The organism is Streptomyces sp. NBC_00820 (assembly GCF_036347055.1).
Taxonomy (GTDB): Bacteria; Actinomycetota; Actinomycetes; order Streptomycetales; family Streptomycetaceae; genus Streptomyces.
In genome coordinates, this window is record NZ_CP108882.1 from 3066368 (window position 1) to 3083677 (window position 17310).

General features: G+C 70.6%; 18 protein-coding genes and 1 tRNA gene. 7 read left to right on the forward strand and 12 right to left on the reverse strand.

From position 1 onward, the window contains the following. Window positions 1-53 precede the first annotated feature (53 nt). Complete coding sequence (locus tag OIB37_RS13930) at window positions 54-1661, reverse strand: dynamin family protein (protein WP_330457903.1); 1608 nt, start codon at window positions 1659-1661, stop codon at window positions 54-56. Between the two features lie 272 nt (window positions 1662-1933). Between OIB37_RS13930 and OIB37_RS13935 the strand changes: the two genes are divergently transcribed. Both OIB37_RS13935 and OIB37_RS13940 read left to right on the forward strand, forming a co-directional pair. Then, a tRNA-Arg gene (locus OIB37_RS13935) sits at window positions 1934-2009 on the forward strand. A gap of 1000 nt (window positions 2010-3009) precedes the next feature. After that, window positions 3010-3474, forward strand: coding sequence for a hypothetical protein (locus OIB37_RS13940; protein WP_330457904.1), 465 nt, complete (start codon window positions 3010-3012; stop codon window positions 3472-3474). A 382-nt stretch (window positions 3475-3856) separates the two neighbouring features. Here the strand turns inward: OIB37_RS13940 and OIB37_RS13945 are convergent, their stop codons facing one another. After that, complete coding sequence (locus OIB37_RS13945; protein WP_330457905.1) at window positions 3857-4117, reverse strand: hypothetical protein; 261 nt, start codon at window positions 4115-4117, stop codon at window positions 3857-3859. On the opposite strand from OIB37_RS13945, the gene OIB37_RS13950 reads away from it, so the two are divergent. Both OIB37_RS13950 and OIB37_RS13955 read left to right on the forward strand, forming a co-directional pair. Next, window positions 4116-4409, forward strand: coding sequence for a hypothetical protein (locus tag OIB37_RS13950; RefSeq protein WP_330457906.1), 294 nt, complete (start codon window positions 4116-4118; stop codon window positions 4407-4409). The two genes, OIB37_RS13945 and OIB37_RS13950, sit on opposite strands and share 2 nt — an antisense overlap. 235 nt (window positions 4410-4644) lie before the next feature. Further along, entirely contained in the window at window positions 4645-5154 is a 510-nt protein-coding gene (locus tag OIB37_RS13955; protein ID WP_330457907.1) for a hypothetical protein, read from the forward strand. A gap of 249 nt (window positions 5155-5403) precedes the next feature. Here the strand turns inward: OIB37_RS13955 and OIB37_RS13960 are convergent, their stop codons facing one another. Beyond that, window positions 5404-5904 carry a YfbM family protein gene (locus tag OIB37_RS13960; RefSeq protein WP_330457908.1) on the reverse strand — a complete coding sequence of 167 codons (501 nt, stop codon included), beginning with the start codon at window positions 5902-5904 and terminating at the stop codon, window positions 5404-5406. Window positions 5905-5988: 84 nt separating this feature from the next. Between OIB37_RS13960 and OIB37_RS13965 the strand changes: the two genes are divergently transcribed. Continuing rightward, window positions 5989-6453: an SCO4402 family protein gene (locus OIB37_RS13965; RefSeq protein ID WP_330457909.1), complete on the forward strand. Its 465-nt coding sequence runs from the start codon at window positions 5989-5991 to the stop codon at window positions 6451-6453. Window positions 6454-6775: 322 nt separating this feature from the next. Here the strand turns inward: OIB37_RS13965 and OIB37_RS13970 are convergent, their stop codons facing one another. Further along, a complete protein-coding gene (locus tag OIB37_RS13970; protein WP_330457910.1) occupies window positions 6776-8389 on the reverse strand; it encodes an adenosine deaminase family protein in 1614 nt (537 codons plus the stop codon). Between the two features lie 348 nt (window positions 8390-8737). Continuing rightward, complete coding sequence (locus OIB37_RS13975; RefSeq protein ID WP_330457911.1) at window positions 8738-10747, reverse strand: hypothetical protein; 2010 nt, start codon at window positions 10745-10747, stop codon at window positions 8738-8740. Window positions 10748-11049: 302 nt separating this feature from the next. On the opposite strand from OIB37_RS13975, the gene OIB37_RS13980 reads away from it, so the two are divergent. Further along, window positions 11050-11373: a chaplin gene (locus OIB37_RS13980; RefSeq protein WP_330457912.1), complete on the forward strand. Its 324-nt coding sequence runs from the start codon at window positions 11050-11052 to the stop codon at window positions 11371-11373. A gap of 151 nt (window positions 11374-11524) precedes the next feature. Here the strand turns inward: OIB37_RS13980 and OIB37_RS13985 are convergent, their stop codons facing one another. The 7 genes from OIB37_RS13985 to OIB37_RS14015 form a co-directional block, all read right to left on the reverse strand. Beyond that, entirely contained in the window at window positions 11525-12391 is an 867-nt protein-coding gene (locus tag OIB37_RS13985) for a tyrosinase family protein (RefSeq protein WP_330457913.1), read from the reverse strand. Then, on the reverse strand, window positions 12375-12869 hold the full coding sequence (locus tag OIB37_RS13990; RefSeq protein WP_443058148.1) for a tyrosinase family oxidase copper chaperone: 495 nt from the start codon (window positions 12867-12869) through the stop codon (window positions 12375-12377). Before OIB37_RS13990 ends, OIB37_RS13985 begins: the two co-directional genes overlap by 17 nt. Before the next feature lie 371 nt (window positions 12870-13240). Further along, complete coding sequence (locus OIB37_RS13995) at window positions 13241-13756, reverse strand: hypothetical protein (protein ID WP_330457915.1); 516 nt, start codon at window positions 13754-13756, stop codon at window positions 13241-13243. Window positions 13757-13925: 169 nt separating this feature from the next. Continuing rightward, window positions 13926-14429 carry a DUF5949 family protein gene (locus OIB37_RS14000; RefSeq protein ID WP_330457916.1) on the reverse strand — a complete coding sequence of 168 codons (504 nt, stop codon included), beginning with the start codon at window positions 14427-14429 and terminating at the stop codon, window positions 13926-13928. A 165-nt stretch (window positions 14430-14594) separates the two neighbouring features. Beyond that, window positions 14595-14891, reverse strand: coding sequence for a hypothetical protein (locus tag OIB37_RS14005; RefSeq protein WP_330461845.1), 297 nt, complete (start codon window positions 14889-14891; stop codon window positions 14595-14597). Window positions 14892-15066: 175 nt separating this feature from the next. Continuing rightward, a complete protein-coding gene (locus tag OIB37_RS14010) occupies window positions 15067-16278 on the reverse strand; it encodes a hypothetical protein (protein ID WP_330457917.1) in 1212 nt (403 codons plus the stop codon). 212 nt (window positions 16279-16490) lie between these two features. Beyond that, window positions 16491-16730, reverse strand: a complete 240-nt coding sequence (locus OIB37_RS14015) for a chaplin (protein ID WP_330457918.1) — start codon at window positions 16728-16730, stop codon at window positions 16491-16493. 213 nt (window positions 16731-16943) lie between these two features. Here OIB37_RS14015 and OIB37_RS14020 point away from each other — a divergent pair, with 213 nt between their 5' ends. Continuing rightward, complete coding sequence (locus OIB37_RS14020; RefSeq protein ID WP_330457919.1) at window positions 16944-17282, forward strand: hypothetical protein; 339 nt, start codon at window positions 16944-16946, stop codon at window positions 17280-17282. Window positions 17283-17310 lie beyond the last annotated feature (28 nt).

The following is a 17310-nucleotide window of genomic DNA, read 5'->3' on the forward strand; positions in this document are numbered from 1 at the left end:
TCCGCGCGATCCGTGTGGTCCCTGTGGTCGTGGTCAGTGACGGCGGTCACCGGTCACCTCTCCTTCTGCAGTACGGACAGCGCGGCGATGAGTTCGGCCTGGGGCTCGGCGTGGACGTCCAGGGCGTCGAGCGGGGCGAGGCGGCGCTCGCGCTCGGTGTGCATGACGCGGTCGACGTGCTCGGTCAGCAGGCGTCCGGCGCGGTCGCGCAGCCGCAGCGCGCCGTGGGCGCCGATCCGTTCGGCGAGCCTCTCGCCCGAGGCGCGCGCCCGGCGTCCGCCCAGCAGCGCGGTGGCGACGAGGGCGGCGACGGCCTCGGGGTCGGGGGCGCTGCCGCGCTCGAGTTGCCGCGCCTCCTCCTCGGCGTACTCCTCCAGCTCGCGCCGCCAGCGTCGTACGGCGAGCCCGATGCGGTGCTCGGCGCCCTCCAGAGCCGGATCGCGGTCGGTGAGCCCCGGCGCGCGGGCGGCGGGCTCGCGCCGCCAGGCCTCGTCGATCCGCTCGTCGGCGGCGGTGACGACGCACAGCAGCAGTGCGGCCAGGCTCTCCACGAGGGCGTCGAGGAGCTCGCCCGCCGTGCAGTCCAGGGGGAAGGCGCGCCATCGCTTGAGGGCGTCCCCGGCGAGTACGGCCCCTGACTGGAGCCGGCGGCGTACGCGCGCGAGCTCGCTGTCGTAGGCGCCGTCGACGGCGGAGGTGAGCCGTAGGGCGGCCGCGTACTGGGCGGCGGCGGCACCGGCCAGCTCGGGCATACGGGACTTCAGCGAGTCCAGGAGGCCGTAGGCCGTACGGGCCATGATGTCCTGCCGGGCCGCGGGGTCCTGGGCGTGGTCCACGAGCCAGGTCCGCAGGGGCGCCACGGCGGAGGCGGGCAGCAGCCCGCCACCCCAGGCGGACTCGGGCAGCTCGGGCACGGTGAACCGGGGTAGGTCGCCGAGGCCGGCCTTGGTGAGCAGGGCGCCGTACTGGCGGGAGACCTCCGAGACGACCTGGTGGGGGACGCGGTCGAGGACGGTCACCAGGGTGGCGCGGTACTCCTTGGCGGTGCGCAGCAGGTGCCAGGGGACGGCGTCGGCGTAGCGGGAGGCGGTGGTGACCATGACCCAGATGTCGGCGGCGCAGAGCAGCTCGGCGGCGAGGACGCGGTTGTCGGCGATCAGGGAGTCGATGTCGGGGGCGTCGAGCAGGGCGAGCCCGCGAGGGAGGGTCTCGGCGGTCTCGACACGCAGCACGCGCGCGGGGTTCTCGCCGGGGAGGAGAAGGTCGTCGGCCGGGTCCCGGTGGGGCACCCAGACCCGGGTGAGGTCGGGGAGCACCCGCATTCCGCTGAACCAGTGATGATCCTCCGGATGGCATACGAGCACCGGGGTCCGGGTCGTCGGCCGGAGCACGCCCGCCTCGCTGACGCGCCGCCCCACGAGGGAGTTGACCAAGGTCGACTTCCCGGCGCCGGTGGAGCCGCCGATGACGGCCAGCAGCGGGGCCTCGGGGGACCGGAGTCTGGGTACCAGGTAGTCGTCGAGCTGCGCGAGGAGTTCGTCGCGGTTGGCACGCGCGCGTGGGGCTCCCTGCAGGGGCAGCGGAAAGCGTGCGGCGGCGACACGGTCGCGCAGCGCGGAGAGTGTGTCGAGCAGCTGAGGCCGTACGTCCAAGGTCACCACATGCGAAGAATGCCCAATTTTAGGGGAATTCTGAAGCATATGGACATGTCTGCGCGCCGACGGGACACAACGGGGCGGAAGGGGCGACCGAGACATCGGCATAGTCCAGGCATAACGAGTGCACAACACCCGGCGCGCCGGGCGTCAAAAGCGATGCATGATTCGTACCTGCCTGCGATTATCAGGACCGCTTCACCGAACCTCCACACCGAGCCGCGGAGGCGAAGCGACAGGGTCGGGGAACGAGGAGCTTTATCCTTGTCCCGCACCAAGCCCCCGTAGCTCAGTGGATAGAGCAGGCGCCTTCTAAGCGCTTGGCCGCAGGTTCGAGTCCTGCCGGGGGCGCCACCCCTCGCCCTCCCTCCGGGAGGGCTTTTTGCTGGTCAGAGTAGGTACGGCAGACGCGACGAAGCCCCGGGGGCTCCCCTGGCGATCAAGGAAAGGCCCCAGGGCCGCCCGGCTGCCACCGGGTCTCCGCGGGCCGCCTTGTCGAGTACGTGCCGAAGTTTCCCGGTCAAGAAACCTCAGCCCGGATCGGGCGGCTCGGGAAGATCCCCGCGACTTCCAGGAGCCGTTTCAGGTCAGACAGCAGCCCCTCGGCGCACCGGGCGTAGGTGGCCGGCAGCACCAGCACGCCGTTCCCGGCCCAGTCCGCCACCTGCGCGGGCGGGATCCCGTCGTTGAGTCACTTCGTCAGGTACGTGGGCCGGATGGTCGTACACACGCCTCCCCGTGGGCGACTCGAAGACGCGAGGAGGCAGCACCGCCTCGCGCGCCGCGCCGAGCCCGACGGATGACCGAAACCCGAGAACGCCACCCGTTGGCCTCGGGTGACGCTTGACCGTCTGCCCTGGACGATCTCGTGCCGCCTGGGCGGCTTGCTGTGGAAGCAGCTGGGCATGTCGTATCCCAGCGCGCTGGGCTGGGCGGTTGAGATCGAGCGAGCGGCTGAGGTAGCCGACAGACCCGCAATGGAGATGTTCTTCGACATGCTGGACGAGTTTCGCGCCGACGGCACCAGGAGCCCGCGGCAGCCTCCGCCGTGAGGCCGCTACTCGACCACGCCAAACCCCACCGGCACTGCCCCCGCCTTCCCACACACTCCGATCAGACGGGCACAGCCAAACCAAGGCAAGCGGTGACAAGCATCAGGTGAAGCCACGGCGCAGTATCAACTGAGACCGGACACCGTGTGATCGCCGGGGATGCGGCAGAGCTTTCCCTGCTTCATCCAGCCCCGGCTCCGCTGCGCCGACGCGCGCCCGCATGTGGATAGGACCGGTCACCGTCTTGGCGGAGAAATTTCGTACGCACCCCACCCGGGCGCCGATCGTGATCGTCTTGAGGCGTGGAGTCCATCATCGCCAGCGCCATAGCCGTCCTCGGAACCCTGCTCGGGTCTGGAATCACTCTGGCGTTTCAGCAGCGCACCACCGACAGGAGCCATCAGTTCACCCGCCGCGAGAAGCTACGCCAGGAGCGACTCGATGCCTACTCCGCCTATGCCGGCGCGTTGGTCAACTACCGCCGCTGCCTGGTTCACCTCTGGTTCTGTGAGCACGAACAGCCCTCACCGGAGGATCCCGACACGGTGCGCATCCGTGCCTACGACTTGCGCTCCCATGCGCAAGACGCCCTCTTCCGCGTACAGATGCTGACGGATGACGGGCGGCTGAGCCAGGCTGCGGAAGACGTGCTTACGGACATCACGAAGCTGCCCAAGACGGACAGTCAGGCCGAGTTGGACGAGCTGAGAGTGCGGACCCGTGACAACATCAGCCGACTCGTCGGCTCGGCCAAGCAACACCTGTGAGTCGCCTACAGGTCGCTGGCTGACGTCGCACACCGACCACGACCGCGCCACAAGCGCACCAACTAGGGCGGCCAACGGTGCGGAGTCGTAGCGGAAGGCCAGCGACGCCTGCGGCCGCACCGCGACTGTTGGCCCCGGTCAGCGGCTGAGTCCCCAGCAGGACACCGAAGTTGGTCATGCAAGAACAACTGCTGTCATGGACGATGACCGCATGCATTACTTCAACGGGACAGGTTGGCGCGCGATCTTCACCGGCACGGAAACGATGATCGGTCGGACGGTGGACGCGGACGCCTGGGACGAGGTGACGGGCGTTGCCCTCGTTGTCGATCCCAAGCGCGGTACCCGCCGGCTGGTGACGGACTACCCGGACTTCTCGCACCTAGAGCGAGCTGATCAGATAGTGGCTGCCGTCCCCGGAGGCGGCTGGCGCGCTGTTCCCGGCCCACTCGGCCACCTGCGCGGGCGGGATCCCGTCGTTGAGCCACTTGGCCATACGGGCGTGCCGGAGGTCGTACACACGCTTGCCGGACGGCGAGTCGAAGACATGCGGAGCCAGTACCGGCTCGGCTTCGCCTGGGTCGACGGTGGACGGGATGGGAGCTGGGGAAGGCGGTGGGTTGAGGAGGGATGATGCCGTCATGGCAGATGAGTTGAGGCGTCCCCTCAGTGAGCTTCGTCAGGGCGATATCGTCCAAGCAACGATCACTAGTCACGAGCCGTGGGGCCTCATGGCGAAGCTCAACGGATACGAGTCCGTGGGCGCCTCGCTGGACATGATTCGCCGCAGCAGCGAGCCGGGAGTGAAGCGACTCGCGCAGGGGCTGCCGCCCGTGGGGGCGACCATCGACCTCGTCATTGACAAGGTGCGTACGTGGCACCGCAAGCCTTGGATATGGGTGGATCTCACGGCACCCGGCCACGGCGAAGGCTGACTCGATCTGTCAGGAGGTGCCCTGACACCAACGACTGACACCAACAAGCGCGGACAGCAGCGGTCGATCCCGGCTCCAAGCGGTCGATCATTCGAGCGCGCAAGCGAGTTGCTAGATCCGTCAGCTACCTGCGATCGCCCCGAAAAGGATGAGGCCAGATCTCAAACTCTGCTTCCAGCGCCAGTGCTCCTGGGGCGAGCCCTGATCCACCTGGAGCGGCGCGCTAGCATCCCGCATGCCCATTCCATGGAGATCCAGCCTGGACGTATTCGCGCGCGTCTTGAGACAGCGTGCGGTCGAGCCCGATTCCGTACGCGACGTCGAGGCCGCCTGGGACGCCTTCGGTGAGTTCCTCCAGATCGAGGTCGAAGGGATCGAGCGACCTGAGAACGACGGTGACGGCTTCATCGTGGAATGGGGCAGGTGGGCCTGGAACGACGACCAGCCTGCGCTGTGCTTCGGGCGACTGCTTGCGGTGAACGAAACCGACGACGGTGACGACCCCGACCGGCAACCGGAGTACTGGAAAGTGGAACTGCAGCTCATCTTCGGCGAGGAGCCGGCCTGGGTAGATCTTGACAGCCTCGGGCATCAGGACACCGGGTTCGGTTACGAGGAGACCGGCGCGCCCAGGATCGCCGCGCTGGGAGAGATGCGCCAGTTCATCGAGTCCTACCCCCAGCTGGCAGCCATGTGGCGAGCCGAGCCGACTCGCAGCCACTTGACCCTTGAACGAGCGGGGTAGCTTCTGCGCCCTGTACCGCATGGAAGTACAGCAACCACAAGGACCGTCTCTGCCCGATCCGCTTTGAGCTACAGATCAGATGCTCCCGTGCCACACCCAGGCCAGATCGTGCGGGGAAGCACGGGGAGCGGCGGGGACAACGTCGCCGGCCAGACCGGCCCAATTGCCGCTTCACCACAGGTCAGCTCAGCGGCCACCCGTAGACGACCCGAGCTTCCCAAGCTGGGGTCTCACCAGTGTCGTGGCCCATCAGTCCAGCCAGACGAGCATCCCGTCGTCCACCCTGGCAGCACCCTCGAAGAACTGGGTGAGGTCGCCGTACCAGGGGCGCCCCCACTCCAGCGCGCCGGGCTCACTCCATCTGAGGGGATACACCCCGGCGCTGGTCAGTTCAGCTGGGTCCACGCTGCTGATGAGCTGGGCATAGCTGACAGCCCGCAGAGCTTTCGCCGCGAGCCGGACCCGCTCGGGCCGCAGGTACTTCGGAGGCCCGTACCCCCAGTCCTCATCCTCGGCGAACGGCTCCTCACCGTGGATCACATTTACGGGGAACTCTGCGCGCGCCAGCAGGAAGCGGAGCATGTCCCAGGTCTTGTACGTGCTGAAGTGGCGCGCTTCGGCCGGCGCGGGTTCCGTCTCCTCCTCGGCGTCCTGGACCTCTTCGACGAAGTCCAATGCCCAGTCGGGGTCTTGGATCGCTCGGTCAAGCTCAGCAGCCGTGACACGCAGATACTCACCGATCATGCTCATGGCCGGAGGCTAGGCGAGACCACCGACACCGGACAGAGCGGCTGGGAACTGTTCGGCCGATCATGAGATGAGTACTCTCGGCTCGTGATTGATCGCGGTATCGCTCTGCCCTACTACCGACTCCATGTCGTTCCTGCGGTCGTGGCGCTGGCCAGCCCGACATGGCAGCGAGAGGTGTGGCTCGATCCGGATCAATTCGAGGATCTCGATTACACCGTGAACGTGCTCTTCGACGACTTCTGCGATGCGGACAATCCGTTGCCCTGGCTGGGGCAATGCCTTCGCACCGAGGAGGAAGTCGAGCTGATGGCACGTCTTGGTACCGCTATCAACGCGGTACAGGACTCGGCCGGTGCCGACGCTCGTAACGAGGCCTGCCTGGACTCGCCAGGCTGGGCGGCCGTAGTCACCGCGGCAGCTCGGTTGGCCCAGGTGCTGGTGTCCAACGATCACGCGGCTTTGAGCAAGCTGCATGACGCCGGCCATCGCTGGCCGCTCGGCGCCGCGTTGCCTACGTCTGAGACTGAGAATCAGGGCGTCGATTCATGACCGCAACCAGATGACGAGGACTGCTGCGATGGCTGTGCCGAGGTAGACGTAGCCGCGCTTGTCATACCTGGTGGCTACGGCCCGGCCGGTGCTCCTCGGGTCGGTTGATTGCGCGTTCGACGGTGTTGCGTTTCTTGTACCGCTCCTCGTTGAAGCCGGGGGGCCGTCCGCCGTGTGAGCCTTTGCTCCGGCGGGCGGCTTGGCTGTCGGTCTTCTCCGGGATGGTGTGCCGAACGGCCGGCGGCTTCCGCCGGCCGTTCTGCTTTCCGGACCGGAACTCAGCCCGTCGGCTCAGCGAGCGCGCCCCAGGGTCAGGCGGCGGTCATTTGCCGGGGCCGTAGGTGTTCTCGAATTGCCGGAAGGCGATCTCCTGGCGCCATTCCGCCGCCGCCTTGGGGCTGGTGGCCAACAGGAGGCGGCAGGCCGGGGGCGGGTTGGTGAGGCCGGGGTGGGCGCCGCGGCAGACGCCCGCCGGGCGGTAGCCGTCGCGCGTGGGGTTGCCCTGCCACAGGCTCCGGCCGGGGAGGAAGGCGTACTGGAGGGAGGCGCGGGCGAGGTCCTTCAGGACCGGGTACGACAGGCCGTAGGTCACGGAGGCGTACTGGTACTCGTGGCTGATGTCGATCCGGGAGACGCCCGGGTCGTCGGTGGCCAGGACGACGGGGACGCCGTACGCGCGGTAGGTGTTGAACGGGTGTTCGGCGCCTCGCACGCCGAGGATCTGGGCGTTGCTGGTGAAGGGCACCTCGACGGCGACCTGACGGGCGGCCATCGTACGGGCGGTGCGCTGCCAGTGGTCCTCGTGGACGAGGTCGACACCGTGCCCGACCCGCTCGGTGCCGGCGACCTCGACCGCCTCCCTGACGTGGAACTTCAGGTCCTCGGGCTTGACCAGACCGGGCCACAACTCACCGGCGTGCAGGGTGACATGGGCCTTCGGGTAGACACCGCGCAGGTAGCGCAGCATGCGCATCTGCAGGCTGTAGTCGCGCAGCGAGCTGTCCCAGTCCTCGGGCTGGACGAGGTTGACGGCGACGAAGCGCGGGTCGCGCTCGGCCAGGCGCATGCCGAGGGCCATCTGCGTGAAGACCCGCTCCGGCGCGCTGCCGCGGGACACCTGGGAGATCCAGCGCACCGGCAGACGGCAGCCTGGGTGGGCGGCACCGGTTCCGCAGGCGGCCGCCTTGTGGAACTCGGCGTCCGCGTCGTCCGCCTCCGTGCGCGCCTCGGCGACCACCTTGTCCAGCTTGCCGCCCGCGACCAGCTTGTCGTGCAGCGCGGCGAAGTCGGGGTCCCAGCCGACGTCGGCGGCCAGCTTCTTGGCACTGTCCGAGGCGGGGGTGACCATGGTCTCCAGGTAGAACTGGTTCTGCCGTACGACCTCGTCGGCGACGTCGGTGAGCAGCTTGCCGCGGTGCCGCCAGGTCACCTCGCCGAACTTGTTGAAGCTGTCGAAGAAGTGGTCGTGGCCGTTCTCGTCCGGCGGGAAGTCCTGCATGGACCAGGCCCGCACGATCGCGTCGTGGAAGGCGCGGTCGGTACGGGCGTCGGCGGCCGGGCGGGTGCCCGCCGCACAGGGCGGGGTCACGGCGGTCAGCGTCGTGGTGTCGACGCACAGGCCGTCCTCGGCGGCCAGCTCGATCAGGTACTCGGTGGAGACCGCGCCGGAGAGGTGGTTGTGCAGGTCGCCGCCCTTGGGAAGGCGGGTGAAGAAGGCGCGTAGCCGGGCCGGGTCGCCGCGGACCGACGACAGGTAGGCGTTCGTGGCCGCCTCGGCCGCCGTCGTCGGGCGGGGCGCGCCCGCCGCGCCGGCCGTACGGCCGGTGGCGGCGTGCGCGGGCAGGACGGCCGACGTCAGCAGGGCCGCGGCACCGAGCCCCGCGGCCAGCACGACGTGCCGGCGCGGAGGGTGCGCAGAGAAGGTGTAGTCGCTCACGCAGGCATGATCATGAAGGGCGGCCCTGCCGTCTCCACGCCGCGCGGCACTCAGGTGACGGCCACCCGCGCGAGTGACAGCACGACCGCGCACCGGGTCAGGCGCATGAGGGTGCATGAGGGCGCGTGAGAGTGCGTGGAGGTGAGTAGGGGTGCATGAGCGTGCGTGGGGGCGTGCGGCTGAGTCAGGGCGCGGACGTGAGCGCGTGGGCGCGAGAGTGCGTGGACGTGAGCGCGCGTGGGCGCCCCGCCGTCGGGGCCCGGGTGACTTCGCCTGCGGGTCCCCGTCCGGACGGTGTCGTGCTCCCGCCCGGACGGTCGTACGCCCGCGGCCCCGCGCCGCCCCCGCTCAGGCGGCCAGCTCGGCCTGCGCCTCCAGGCGTTCCGCCATCGCCTTCTCGGCCAGGGTGTTGGCGGCCGTGTCGAAGCGCTCCAGGGAGCTCGGGGCGTCCGGGCCCAGCACGTACTCCTTGAGGGTGCGGCGGTCGAGGGCCATGGGGTCGGTCCGGGTCCCGCGGACCGAGTCGAGTATCTCCGTGAGACGGGTGCACTCGCGGTCCAGGAGGTAGGCGCCGCCGGCGGTGGTGTAGGCGGCTCGGAACTCCTCGTCGGGCAGGTCGTGGGCGTTGGTGAGGACGTACGGCTTGAGGCTCGCCACGAAGTCGGCGACGACCGAGGAGACGTCGCTGATGAGCATGTCCGCCTGGTTGAAGCACTCGTAGAGGGTGGGCAGCGGCGTGACGATCACGTTGTGGCGGACCGGGCCCTGGGCCTCCCAGAAGAGCCGGTGCCACTCGGCGCTCAGCTCCTGCCACTCGGCCGCCCCGGCGCGGTCGGGCAGCCGGGACTCGCGCATCTGCTCGGCGTCGTCGCCCCCGTGGCGGCCGGCCAGTTCGTCCAGGCGGGCCTGGATCTCCTTGAGCCGGGGCCGTACGGCGGTGAGTGCGGCCTCCCCGTCGGCGAGGCCGCGCCGCTCGTTGTCGGCACGCAGCAGTTCGCGGATGGTCCGGTCGGCGGCGGCCGCCTCGGCCGAGCGCTTGCCGGTGAGCGGGTGGGGCTTGTAGATGACGCGGACGTCCTCCGTGAGGAGCCGCTCGATCAGGGTGACGCCCATCGGGATGAGCGACGTGTGGCAGTCGTCGTCGCTCCAGCCCTCCCAGGTCGGCGCGTACAGGACGACCGGGAGCGGGCCGGGGACGTGCTCGGCGTGCGTGCGGATCGGGGACAGCTGCGGGCGCCCCACCTCGACGATGGCGCTGTCGCTGATGGCGTGCCGCACCCGCTGGTACCGGTCTCGGCCCGCGCGGCCGGCCACCCAGATCTCGTCGTACACCTTGCTGACCCGGTTGCTGCTGGCCAGCTTGTCGCTGTCGCCGTGCCCGATGAAGACGTGCTTGGCCTCGGCCACGCGCAGCATGTGCACGTTCTTGCCCGCGTTGCCGGGGTACAGCACGACGCGGACGCCGGACAGTTCGAGTTCGGCGAGGTCGTCCGCCTTGGGGACGCAGACCACCGGGATCCAGGTGCGGCTGAGGTGACCGAACGAGGGACGCTCCCGCAGGATGATCACCGGGCGCAGGCCGAGCTGTTCCAGCGTCTCGATCCACATGTTGACCTGGTACATGAAGTCACGGGAGACGGCGGCGAAGCTGAAGTAGAGCGCCACCTCGGGCCGGTGAGCGGCCAGTTGGCGGTTGACCTCGGCGAACACCTCGTCCCGCTGGGGCATCCGGCGCGTCTTGCGGTACTGGCCCAGCAGCGCGAGCACGGCGGACGCGGACACCCCCGCGGTGACCGCGAACCCGGCGTACGCCGCTCCCTGGCTCCCGGTGGCGAGAGCGACGAGCAGGCCGGCCTGGGCCGGCAGGTCCAGGTGGAGGAACTTGCGCAGCGACCGCCGGTACAGGAGGGCGGGCGGCTGCTTGGGTATGGGAAGGGCGCTCATGTCGAGGTTGCGCACGATCAGGGGCAGCACCCGGCGCCGGCGGATCGCGTGGTGCACCGCCGTGTACAGCATCATCAGCGCGAAGTGGGCGCTGAAGACGGCGAACGCGGCGATCAGCACCGCGTCGGGCGCCTTCAGGCGCGCGGCCAGCGCGAGCAGCGTCACGGTGCGGGCGGCGAACCGCAGGGTGCGGGTGAGCTGGAGCGAGGCGAGTCGGCGCACGAAGCCCGGGGCCCTGGAGTGCAGCATCTCGTCCGCCGCGTAGGTCACCGCGGCGGCCGCGGCGAAGCCCCACAGGTTGGGCAGCAGCGCCAGAACGGGCAGCGCGGTGAAGCCCGCACCGAGCAGCAGCGCGAGGAGCAGGTCGGCGGCACCGCGCACGCGCAGGGCACCACACAACCGTTGGATCATCATGGGCAGGGTCCTCTTCCGGGAAGGCGTGCTCGACTCAGCGGTCGCCGTTGTTCACCGGTTTGACGTAAGAAAGCGGTGAAGAGTTGTACACCGGGAGGAAAGAAAAAGTTCACCTTGCGCTTCCTTCGGGGCCGGGGCTTCCCTCGGAGCCCGGTGGCTTCCCCTCGGGGGCCGGTCCTCGTGCCGTTGAAAGGGTGATCCCCGCGCGATCACCGTGACCACCCCCGCACCGAGCCGTTGAACGGGAAGTGCGGCGGCTGGTCCTGCTGCCGGCACTTCCCGAGCAATAAAAGGAGAACGTGATGTCTCGCATCGCGAAGGCAGCCGTCGTCGCCCTCGGCACCGGCGCCGTGATGGTCGGCGGCGCCGGCCTGGCCCTGGCCGACGCGGGCGCCCAGGGCGCGGCCGCCGGCTCGCCCGGCGTGCTGTCCGGCAACGTCATCGAGGTCCCGGTGCACATCCCCGTCAACGCGTGCGGGAACACCGTCGACGTGATCGGCCTGCTGAACCCGGCCTTCGGCAACCCCTGCGCCAACCTGGATGACACCCCTGGCACCACCGACACCCCCGGCACGCCTGGCACCCCGGTCACCCCCGGCTACGGCGACACCGGTTACGGCAACTGAACGACCGTACGACGCACGACCGCACCAGAGCCCCGGCACCTCGAGCGCCGGGGCTCTGCCCGTGTCCGTGTCTCCCTTGTCCGCGTCGGCCCTTCCGAAGTCCGCGTTCAGCGACCTCAGCGACCTCGGCGACCTCGGCGACCTCGGCGGCTCACGCGTACCGGTAGATCCCGCTCAGGTCCTCCAGCGAGTCCGGGGTGACGTTCCACGGCGGCAGCTTCTCGTCGCGGGCGACGACGCGCCCATGCTGCTTGTCGCCGGGGCCGGGCTGCTTCGCGGGCAGGTAGCGGTGTTCCCGGTGCGCGCTCTGCCACTTCTGCCACTGCAGGTCGAGGAAGGCGTGATGCAGCCAGAACACCGGGTCGTTCACGGAGGCGCCGCCGAGCATCGCGCCGCCGACCCAGCGGTGCACCCGGTTGTGATTGCGCCAGGAGACGCTGCCACTGCCGGTCCCCCAGCCCTCCAGCTTGTTGCGGAAGCCCCGGGTGACCGTGGAGTTCCAGGGCGCGGCGTCGTAGACGGGGTCGTCGAGGGCGAACTTCAGCTCGCTCCTGGTGGGCAGTTCGATGGGGGCGGCGGCACGGCCCAGGTCCCGGGTGAGGAACTTGCCGTCCGTGATCCCCTCCTTGATGGTCCAGTGCCCGGCCCCGTAGGCGAACGGCCCCGTCGTCACCTGCCGGTCGGAGCGTCGTCCGTTGCCGCCGAGCAGGTCACTCGTCCAGGGCACCGAACTCGTCGTACGGTCCCGGGTCCAGTCCCAGTACGGCATCGTCACCGAGGAGTCCACGCGCCGCAGCGCCCGCTCCAGCTCCAGCACGAACCGGCGGTGCCAGGGCAGGAAGGAGGGGGTCATGTGGGCGGTGCGCAGGCCGTCCTCGCCGTCGGCGGTGTAGTAGTCGATGTGCATGCGCACGAACTCGTCGTACTCGCCGCGCCGTTTCAGTTCCAGCAGCGCGTTCACGAACCGCCGGCGTTCGGTCGCGGTGAGCGTGCTGGCGTTCTTACGCACGTACGCCACGGCCACCCCCGATGTGCCCCGTGTACCCCGTGTGTGCCATGCGGTCCATGCCGTCCATGCCGTCCATGCGGACCGAGTGCCCCATGTCGCCCATGTGGTCCATGGTCCCCATGCGGTCCCCGTCGAGCGGGCCGGGCGCGACCTCACGCAACTGCTGGGTCGGGCCGAGCTCGTCGACGGCCGCCCGGGTCGCCTCGAGCGGTGTCTTGTACGACGTGTAGTGGTCGACCATGCTCATCCAGGTGCCGTCCGCCCGGCGCATCAGGTGCAGCGGGTGGCCGTCGACGGTGATCTGCCACTCGTCCCCGGTCGCCCTCCGTCCCGTGACCGGCACCAGAAAGCCCTGGATGCGGCGCCCCCGGTAGGTCTCGTCGAAGGACCTGCCGCCCGGCCCGTGTGCCGGGGGAACCGGCCGCGAGGCGGCGACCACCGGGGCCAGCGCCAGCGCTGCGGCGGAGGCCAGCAGCCCCCGTGCCACCTCTCTCCGGGATGGTCTCCCCGTCCCCGTTGCGACCCCTTGTTCCGCGCCCACCACCACACCACCGGCACCGACGGCCATCGCTCACTCCTCGTCCTGATTCCGATCTCCGTACCAGTAACCGACGGCAGGCACGCGGGGTCACCACCGGAGGTCCATACGGTGGTACGTGTACGAGGGTGGGGTACGGCCGTTCGAGCGGTTCGGCGCGGCGAGGAACACCCGGCGGCACGCCCCGTCCGGAAGGGCAGCTCGCGCGTCGCGGCCGAGACGTAGAGCTGCCCACGTACCGCGCCGGGGGCGGGAGCCCCGGGGGGGGAAGGGCCACCGTCGGCGCGGCACGCGGGCGTACGACTCCGGGGAGCGGTCCGCTACAGGCCAGGGCCCGTGCCCAGGTCGGCGACCGGGACCGTCCGCAGGGCCGGGGCGAGGACGCCGAGTTCGGGGAGCTTGGGGTCCGGGAGGCCGAAGTTGTTCGGGTTGGGCGCGGTGAGCGGGGCGTCCACGGCCAGTCCGGGTGCGAGGGTGCGCAGGTCGGAGGCGTGGGCGTCGAAGCCGGCGTGGTCGAAGCCGTCGCCGAGCAGGTGCGGCAGGGGCGCCTGGAGATGCGCGCCGGGCAGTGCACCGGTCACCGGCATCTGGGGCAGGGTCCGGTCGGGCAGCAGCCGGCCGGTGACGTAGCGCGGGCCGTCGGGGGCGCCCGGCGTCAGCAGCGGCACCTCCAGGCCGAGCTTGGGCACCTCCATGCCGAGGGACTTGGAGACGCCGTCCAGGGGCACGGGGACGGGGACCGAGCCGGCCGCCGCCGCGGGGGTGGCTGCCGCCCCGACGGCGGCGGCGACACCGGTGATGACGGCGGCAAGGGTTCGACGGGTGGTCGGCTTCATGTCAGTACGGTCCCTTTCGGAATACGGGAGTTCGGGGTCCGTACCGGGTAACGAGCCGGAAAACGCCACCAGCGCACAATTCACCCGGGGGCAGCAATAGTCGGCTCGTCATTCAACCCTTTACGACTCGCGCACGCCGGCCACCGGCCGCCGCCCGGGGGTCGGGGCATCAGCCGCGCAGGCTGCGGGCGGGCAGGACGACGTGCGCGGCGGCGTGCAGGGTCTCCTCGGCGCCGGCGAAGGCGGCCAGGGCGGCGGGTTCGACGGCCTGGCCGGGCGCGCCCTCGGGCCAGGCACGGGTGGTGAAGACGAGGTAGGCGTAGCCGCGGGTGGCGACGGCGGCGAGCCACTCCGGCGGCGCGGTGGCCTGGGCGACCAGCTGGGGCATGTTGACGACGGCCTGGCCGGCCTCGACGAGCAGGGTGACAGGCAGGCTGGGCTTGGTGGTGCCGTCGACCAGTTGCCCGCCGACCGGCAGGCCGTTGACGGCGAGCAGCTGCCGGACCGCGGCCGCCGTGGCCTCGGGGCCGCCGGCCGCGTCCCCGAGGGAGTAGGCCAGCAGGTAGGGCATGTCGGTGCCGTCGGGGGCCTCGCCGCTCCAGGCCAGGACGACGAGGGTGCCGAGGTCCGCGGCGCGGACGGCGGGACGGGCTTCGCTTGAGGTTGAGGTCACCGCGCGACCTTATCGACGGGCTGCCGCGCGGCCGGGCGGCTTCTCACCCTTCCGGACGAGTGCCCGGGGGCGCTCCACACGATCGAGCGAAGCGGTCCCGAAAACGCCGCAGGCCGGTTCCGCGATGTGCGGTACCGGCCCCTTCTCCGGCGCGGAGGCAGGGTGTCAGCTCTGCAGGGGCAGGCCGCCGAGCAGCGGGTTGTGCTGGTTCAGGGCGGTGGTGGCGCCCTTGACCGTGCTGAGGACGGAGTCCTTGTTCTCGGTGTTGAGCGCGTCCGACTGGTGCTGGAGCGGCATCAGGTCACCGACGGTGAGGGGGCCCGAGGCGAGCCGGTTGACGGCGCCGTTGAGGCTGGTGGGCGTCAGGTCGGCGGCGTTGGGGGTCGCTGCGAACGCGGGCGCGGCGACGCCGGCGAGGGCCACGGAACCGGCAACGACAGCGGCGGCCTTCAGGGACTTCATCATGTTCCTCTCTTCGGCAACTCACGTCACCCCAGGGAATTCCGGACGCCGTGTCCAACGAGTGCCCGCCGGGCCGGAAACCCCGTACGGAGAAGACATATGAGATCCCCCGGAACGGGCAGGCCTCAGCCGTCGCGCCCGACGGCACGACGGCTGAGGCGGGGCGGTACCGGTGTCAGCCCGTCGGCTGGAGCGCCGGCGCCGGAGGCAGGCTGGGCAGAGCCAGCGTCGGGGCCGGCAGCCCGCTGCCCAGGAGGGTCGAGGTCAGCAGGTCGACCAGGTTGCCGACCACGCCGGTGGCGGCCGACAGCACGTTGCCGAGGTCGGCGGTGACGGCCTTGATCAGACCGTCGATCGCACTGGTCAGCTTGCCCAGCGCGTCATCGGTCAGGTCCCGCGCCAGGGGCGCCTTCAGAACGTCACCGGCCATCGCGACGTCACCGGCCTTCACGGCCACAGGCACTGCGGGCAGGAACGGCGCTGCGGGGAGGGTCGGGGCGGCCGGAGTGGCCGGAGTCGCAGGGACCGCCGGAGTGTTCGGAGTCGCCGGAGTCGCGAGCACCGCCGGAGTGGCCGCAGCGGCCGGAGTCGCAGGGACCGCCGGGGTGTTCGGCACGGCGGGGGCGCTCGGCACGGCCGCCGTGCTGGGCGTCGCGGGCGCGGCGGGAACCACCGGCGCACTCGGTACGGCGGGAGCGCTCGGCAGAGCGGGAGCGCTGGGCACGTCGGGAGCGCTCGGCGCGGCCGGGGTGCTCCCGACGGCCGGAGCGCTCGGCACCGCCGGGGCAGCGGGCTTGGCCACGTCGGTAGGCGCGGCCACGGCGCTCGGCACGGCCGCGGTGGTGGGAGTCGCCGCGGGAACCGCCGCGGGGACCGCCGCGGGGACCACCGTGGGTGTGGGGGCCACCGGCGCCGGCTCGGCCGCGTCCGTGGGGGCGTCCGCGGCGGCGTCCGGAACCGCGGGCATGGCGGCGGTGCTCGGCGTGGCCTGTGTGTCCGGCTCGGCCGCGGCGACGGGCGTCGCCGGGCTCGGCGGGAGTGCCACGGTGGTGGGCGTGGTCGTCACCGCCGGGGCCGGGGCCGTGGTGGCGATGCGGGTGATTGCGTCCTTCGCGGCGTCACCGAGCTTCTTGGCCTGGTCGGGGCTCAACCGGCCGTTCTGGAGGGAGGCGTTGAGCAGGTCGACCACGGGGGTGAGGACGGAGTTGGTGTCGGCCAGGGACTTGACCTGGGCGAGCAGGGAGGCCGCGCCGGGGGCGGGCCGGCGGGAGGCGGGGACGTGCTCCCGGGCCGATTCGGTGGCGAAGGCCGCGGGGCCGGTGACACCGGCCAGGAGGATTGCGGAGAGAGCGGTTGACGCCAGACGCCGCGCGGATGAACCACGCATGGGTGTTCCTTTCACAGTGGCAGGGGTGCCTGTCTTCACCGTTGGACCCGCCATTGCTTCACGCAACCGCTCGAACACCCGGCGTGAACCGTTCGAGGGAAAGGAAGCGGGAAGGAAGCAGAAAGGAGAACGGAAAGGAACCGGAACAAACCGGCCGTCCACCCGCTGACGAAGCGCGGGTGGACGGCCGGCCGAAGGACTGCGACCCGACGTCAGTCGCTGGCGCAGGTGTTGCCGAACGCCGGGTTCAGCAGACCGATGACGTCGATGGTGTCACCACAGACGTTGACCGGGACGTGGACCGGGACCTGGATGGCGTTGCCCGACAGCAGGCCCGGGGAGTGGGCGGCGAGGGCGCCCGCGCCGGAATCGGCGGAGGCCGCGCCGGCGGCGCCGGCGACGGCAGCGACAGCGGCGGAGGTCAGGACCAGACCCTTCGCGATACGCGACATGGAGTGATGCTCCTTGGAATCGACACAACATCAGGGCGGGATGCCCGATGTTGTGTCAACGCGCCATGCTTCAGACGGTTGTGCCGCCAATGGGGTGATGAGCGCCGAGCGGGCCTTCACATGTCCGACACACTTGCACTGTTTCTTCGCATAAGCCCGTTCGGTCACTAATGTTGCCGACCTCTTCCGCTCGCGCGAAAGGCACCGCCGGTCATGCGCAACTCCTCGGAACCGCCGTCACGTTCGGCGGTGGGCAGAGGCGGCGCGCGCGATCCGCGCGCGCTCTCCCTCAAGCGCCGTCGCACGCCGGGAGCACGGAACGGCATCGCCTGTCCGGCGGACGACGTAGCGCGTTCCACGTCCATCGGACCGGAACGCGTACCGGCGCGGCGGATGTCCGCCTACGCCATCCCGCTCGGCCACGGCCCGGAAGTGACCCATCTCGGCTCCGCCGCGCGAGGCGGTGGTGACCAGCCGGGCTTCCTGCTCGTTCCTCCGGGGGACGCGGCGAGGGCCGGAGCGCTCGTCGCCGCCGTGGACGCCCGGCAGTGAGACGCGTTCCCGACAGCAGCCCCGAGCG

Coding starts and splice junctions, on each gene's coding strand:
- OIB37_RS14020 (WP_330457919.1), top strand. CDS start 16,944: ATGCGCAACTCCTCGGAACCGCCGTCACGTTCGGCGGTGGGCAGAGGC.
- OIB37_RS14010 (WP_330457917.1), bottom strand. CDS start 16,278: ATGCGTGGTTCATCCGCGCGGCGTCTGGCGTCAACCGCTCTCTCCGCA.
- OIB37_RS14005 (WP_330461845.1), bottom strand. CDS start 14,891: ATGAAGTCCCTGAAGGCCGCCGCTGTCGTTGCCGGTTCCGTGGCCCTC.
- OIB37_RS13950 (WP_330457906.1), top strand. CDS start 4,116: ATGGCAGATGAGTTGAGGCGTCCCCTCAGTGAGCTTCGTCAGGGCGAT.
- OIB37_RS13945 (WP_330457905.1), bottom strand. CDS start 4,117: ATGACGGCATCATCCCTCCTCAACCCACCGCCTTCCCCAGCTCCCATC.
- OIB37_RS13960 (WP_330457908.1), bottom strand. CDS start 5,904: ATGAGCATGATCGGTGAGTATCTGCGTGTCACGGCTGCTGAGCTTGAC.
- OIB37_RS13975 (WP_330457911.1), bottom strand. CDS start 10,747: ATGATGATCCAACGGTTGTGTGGTGCCCTGCGCGTGCGCGGTGCCGCC.
- OIB37_RS14015 (WP_330457918.1), bottom strand. CDS start 16,730: ATGTCGCGTATCGCGAAGGGTCTGGTCCTGACCTCCGCCGCTGTCGCT.
- OIB37_RS13980 (WP_330457912.1), top strand. CDS start 11,050: ATGTCTCGCATCGCGAAGGCAGCCGTCGTCGCCCTCGGCACCGGCGCC.
- OIB37_RS13955 (WP_330457907.1), top strand. CDS start 4,645: ATGCCCATTCCATGGAGATCCAGCCTGGACGTATTCGCGCGCGTCTTG.
- OIB37_RS13995 (WP_330457915.1), bottom strand. CDS start 13,756: ATGAAGCCGACCACCCGTCGAACCCTTGCCGCCGTCATCACCGGTGTC.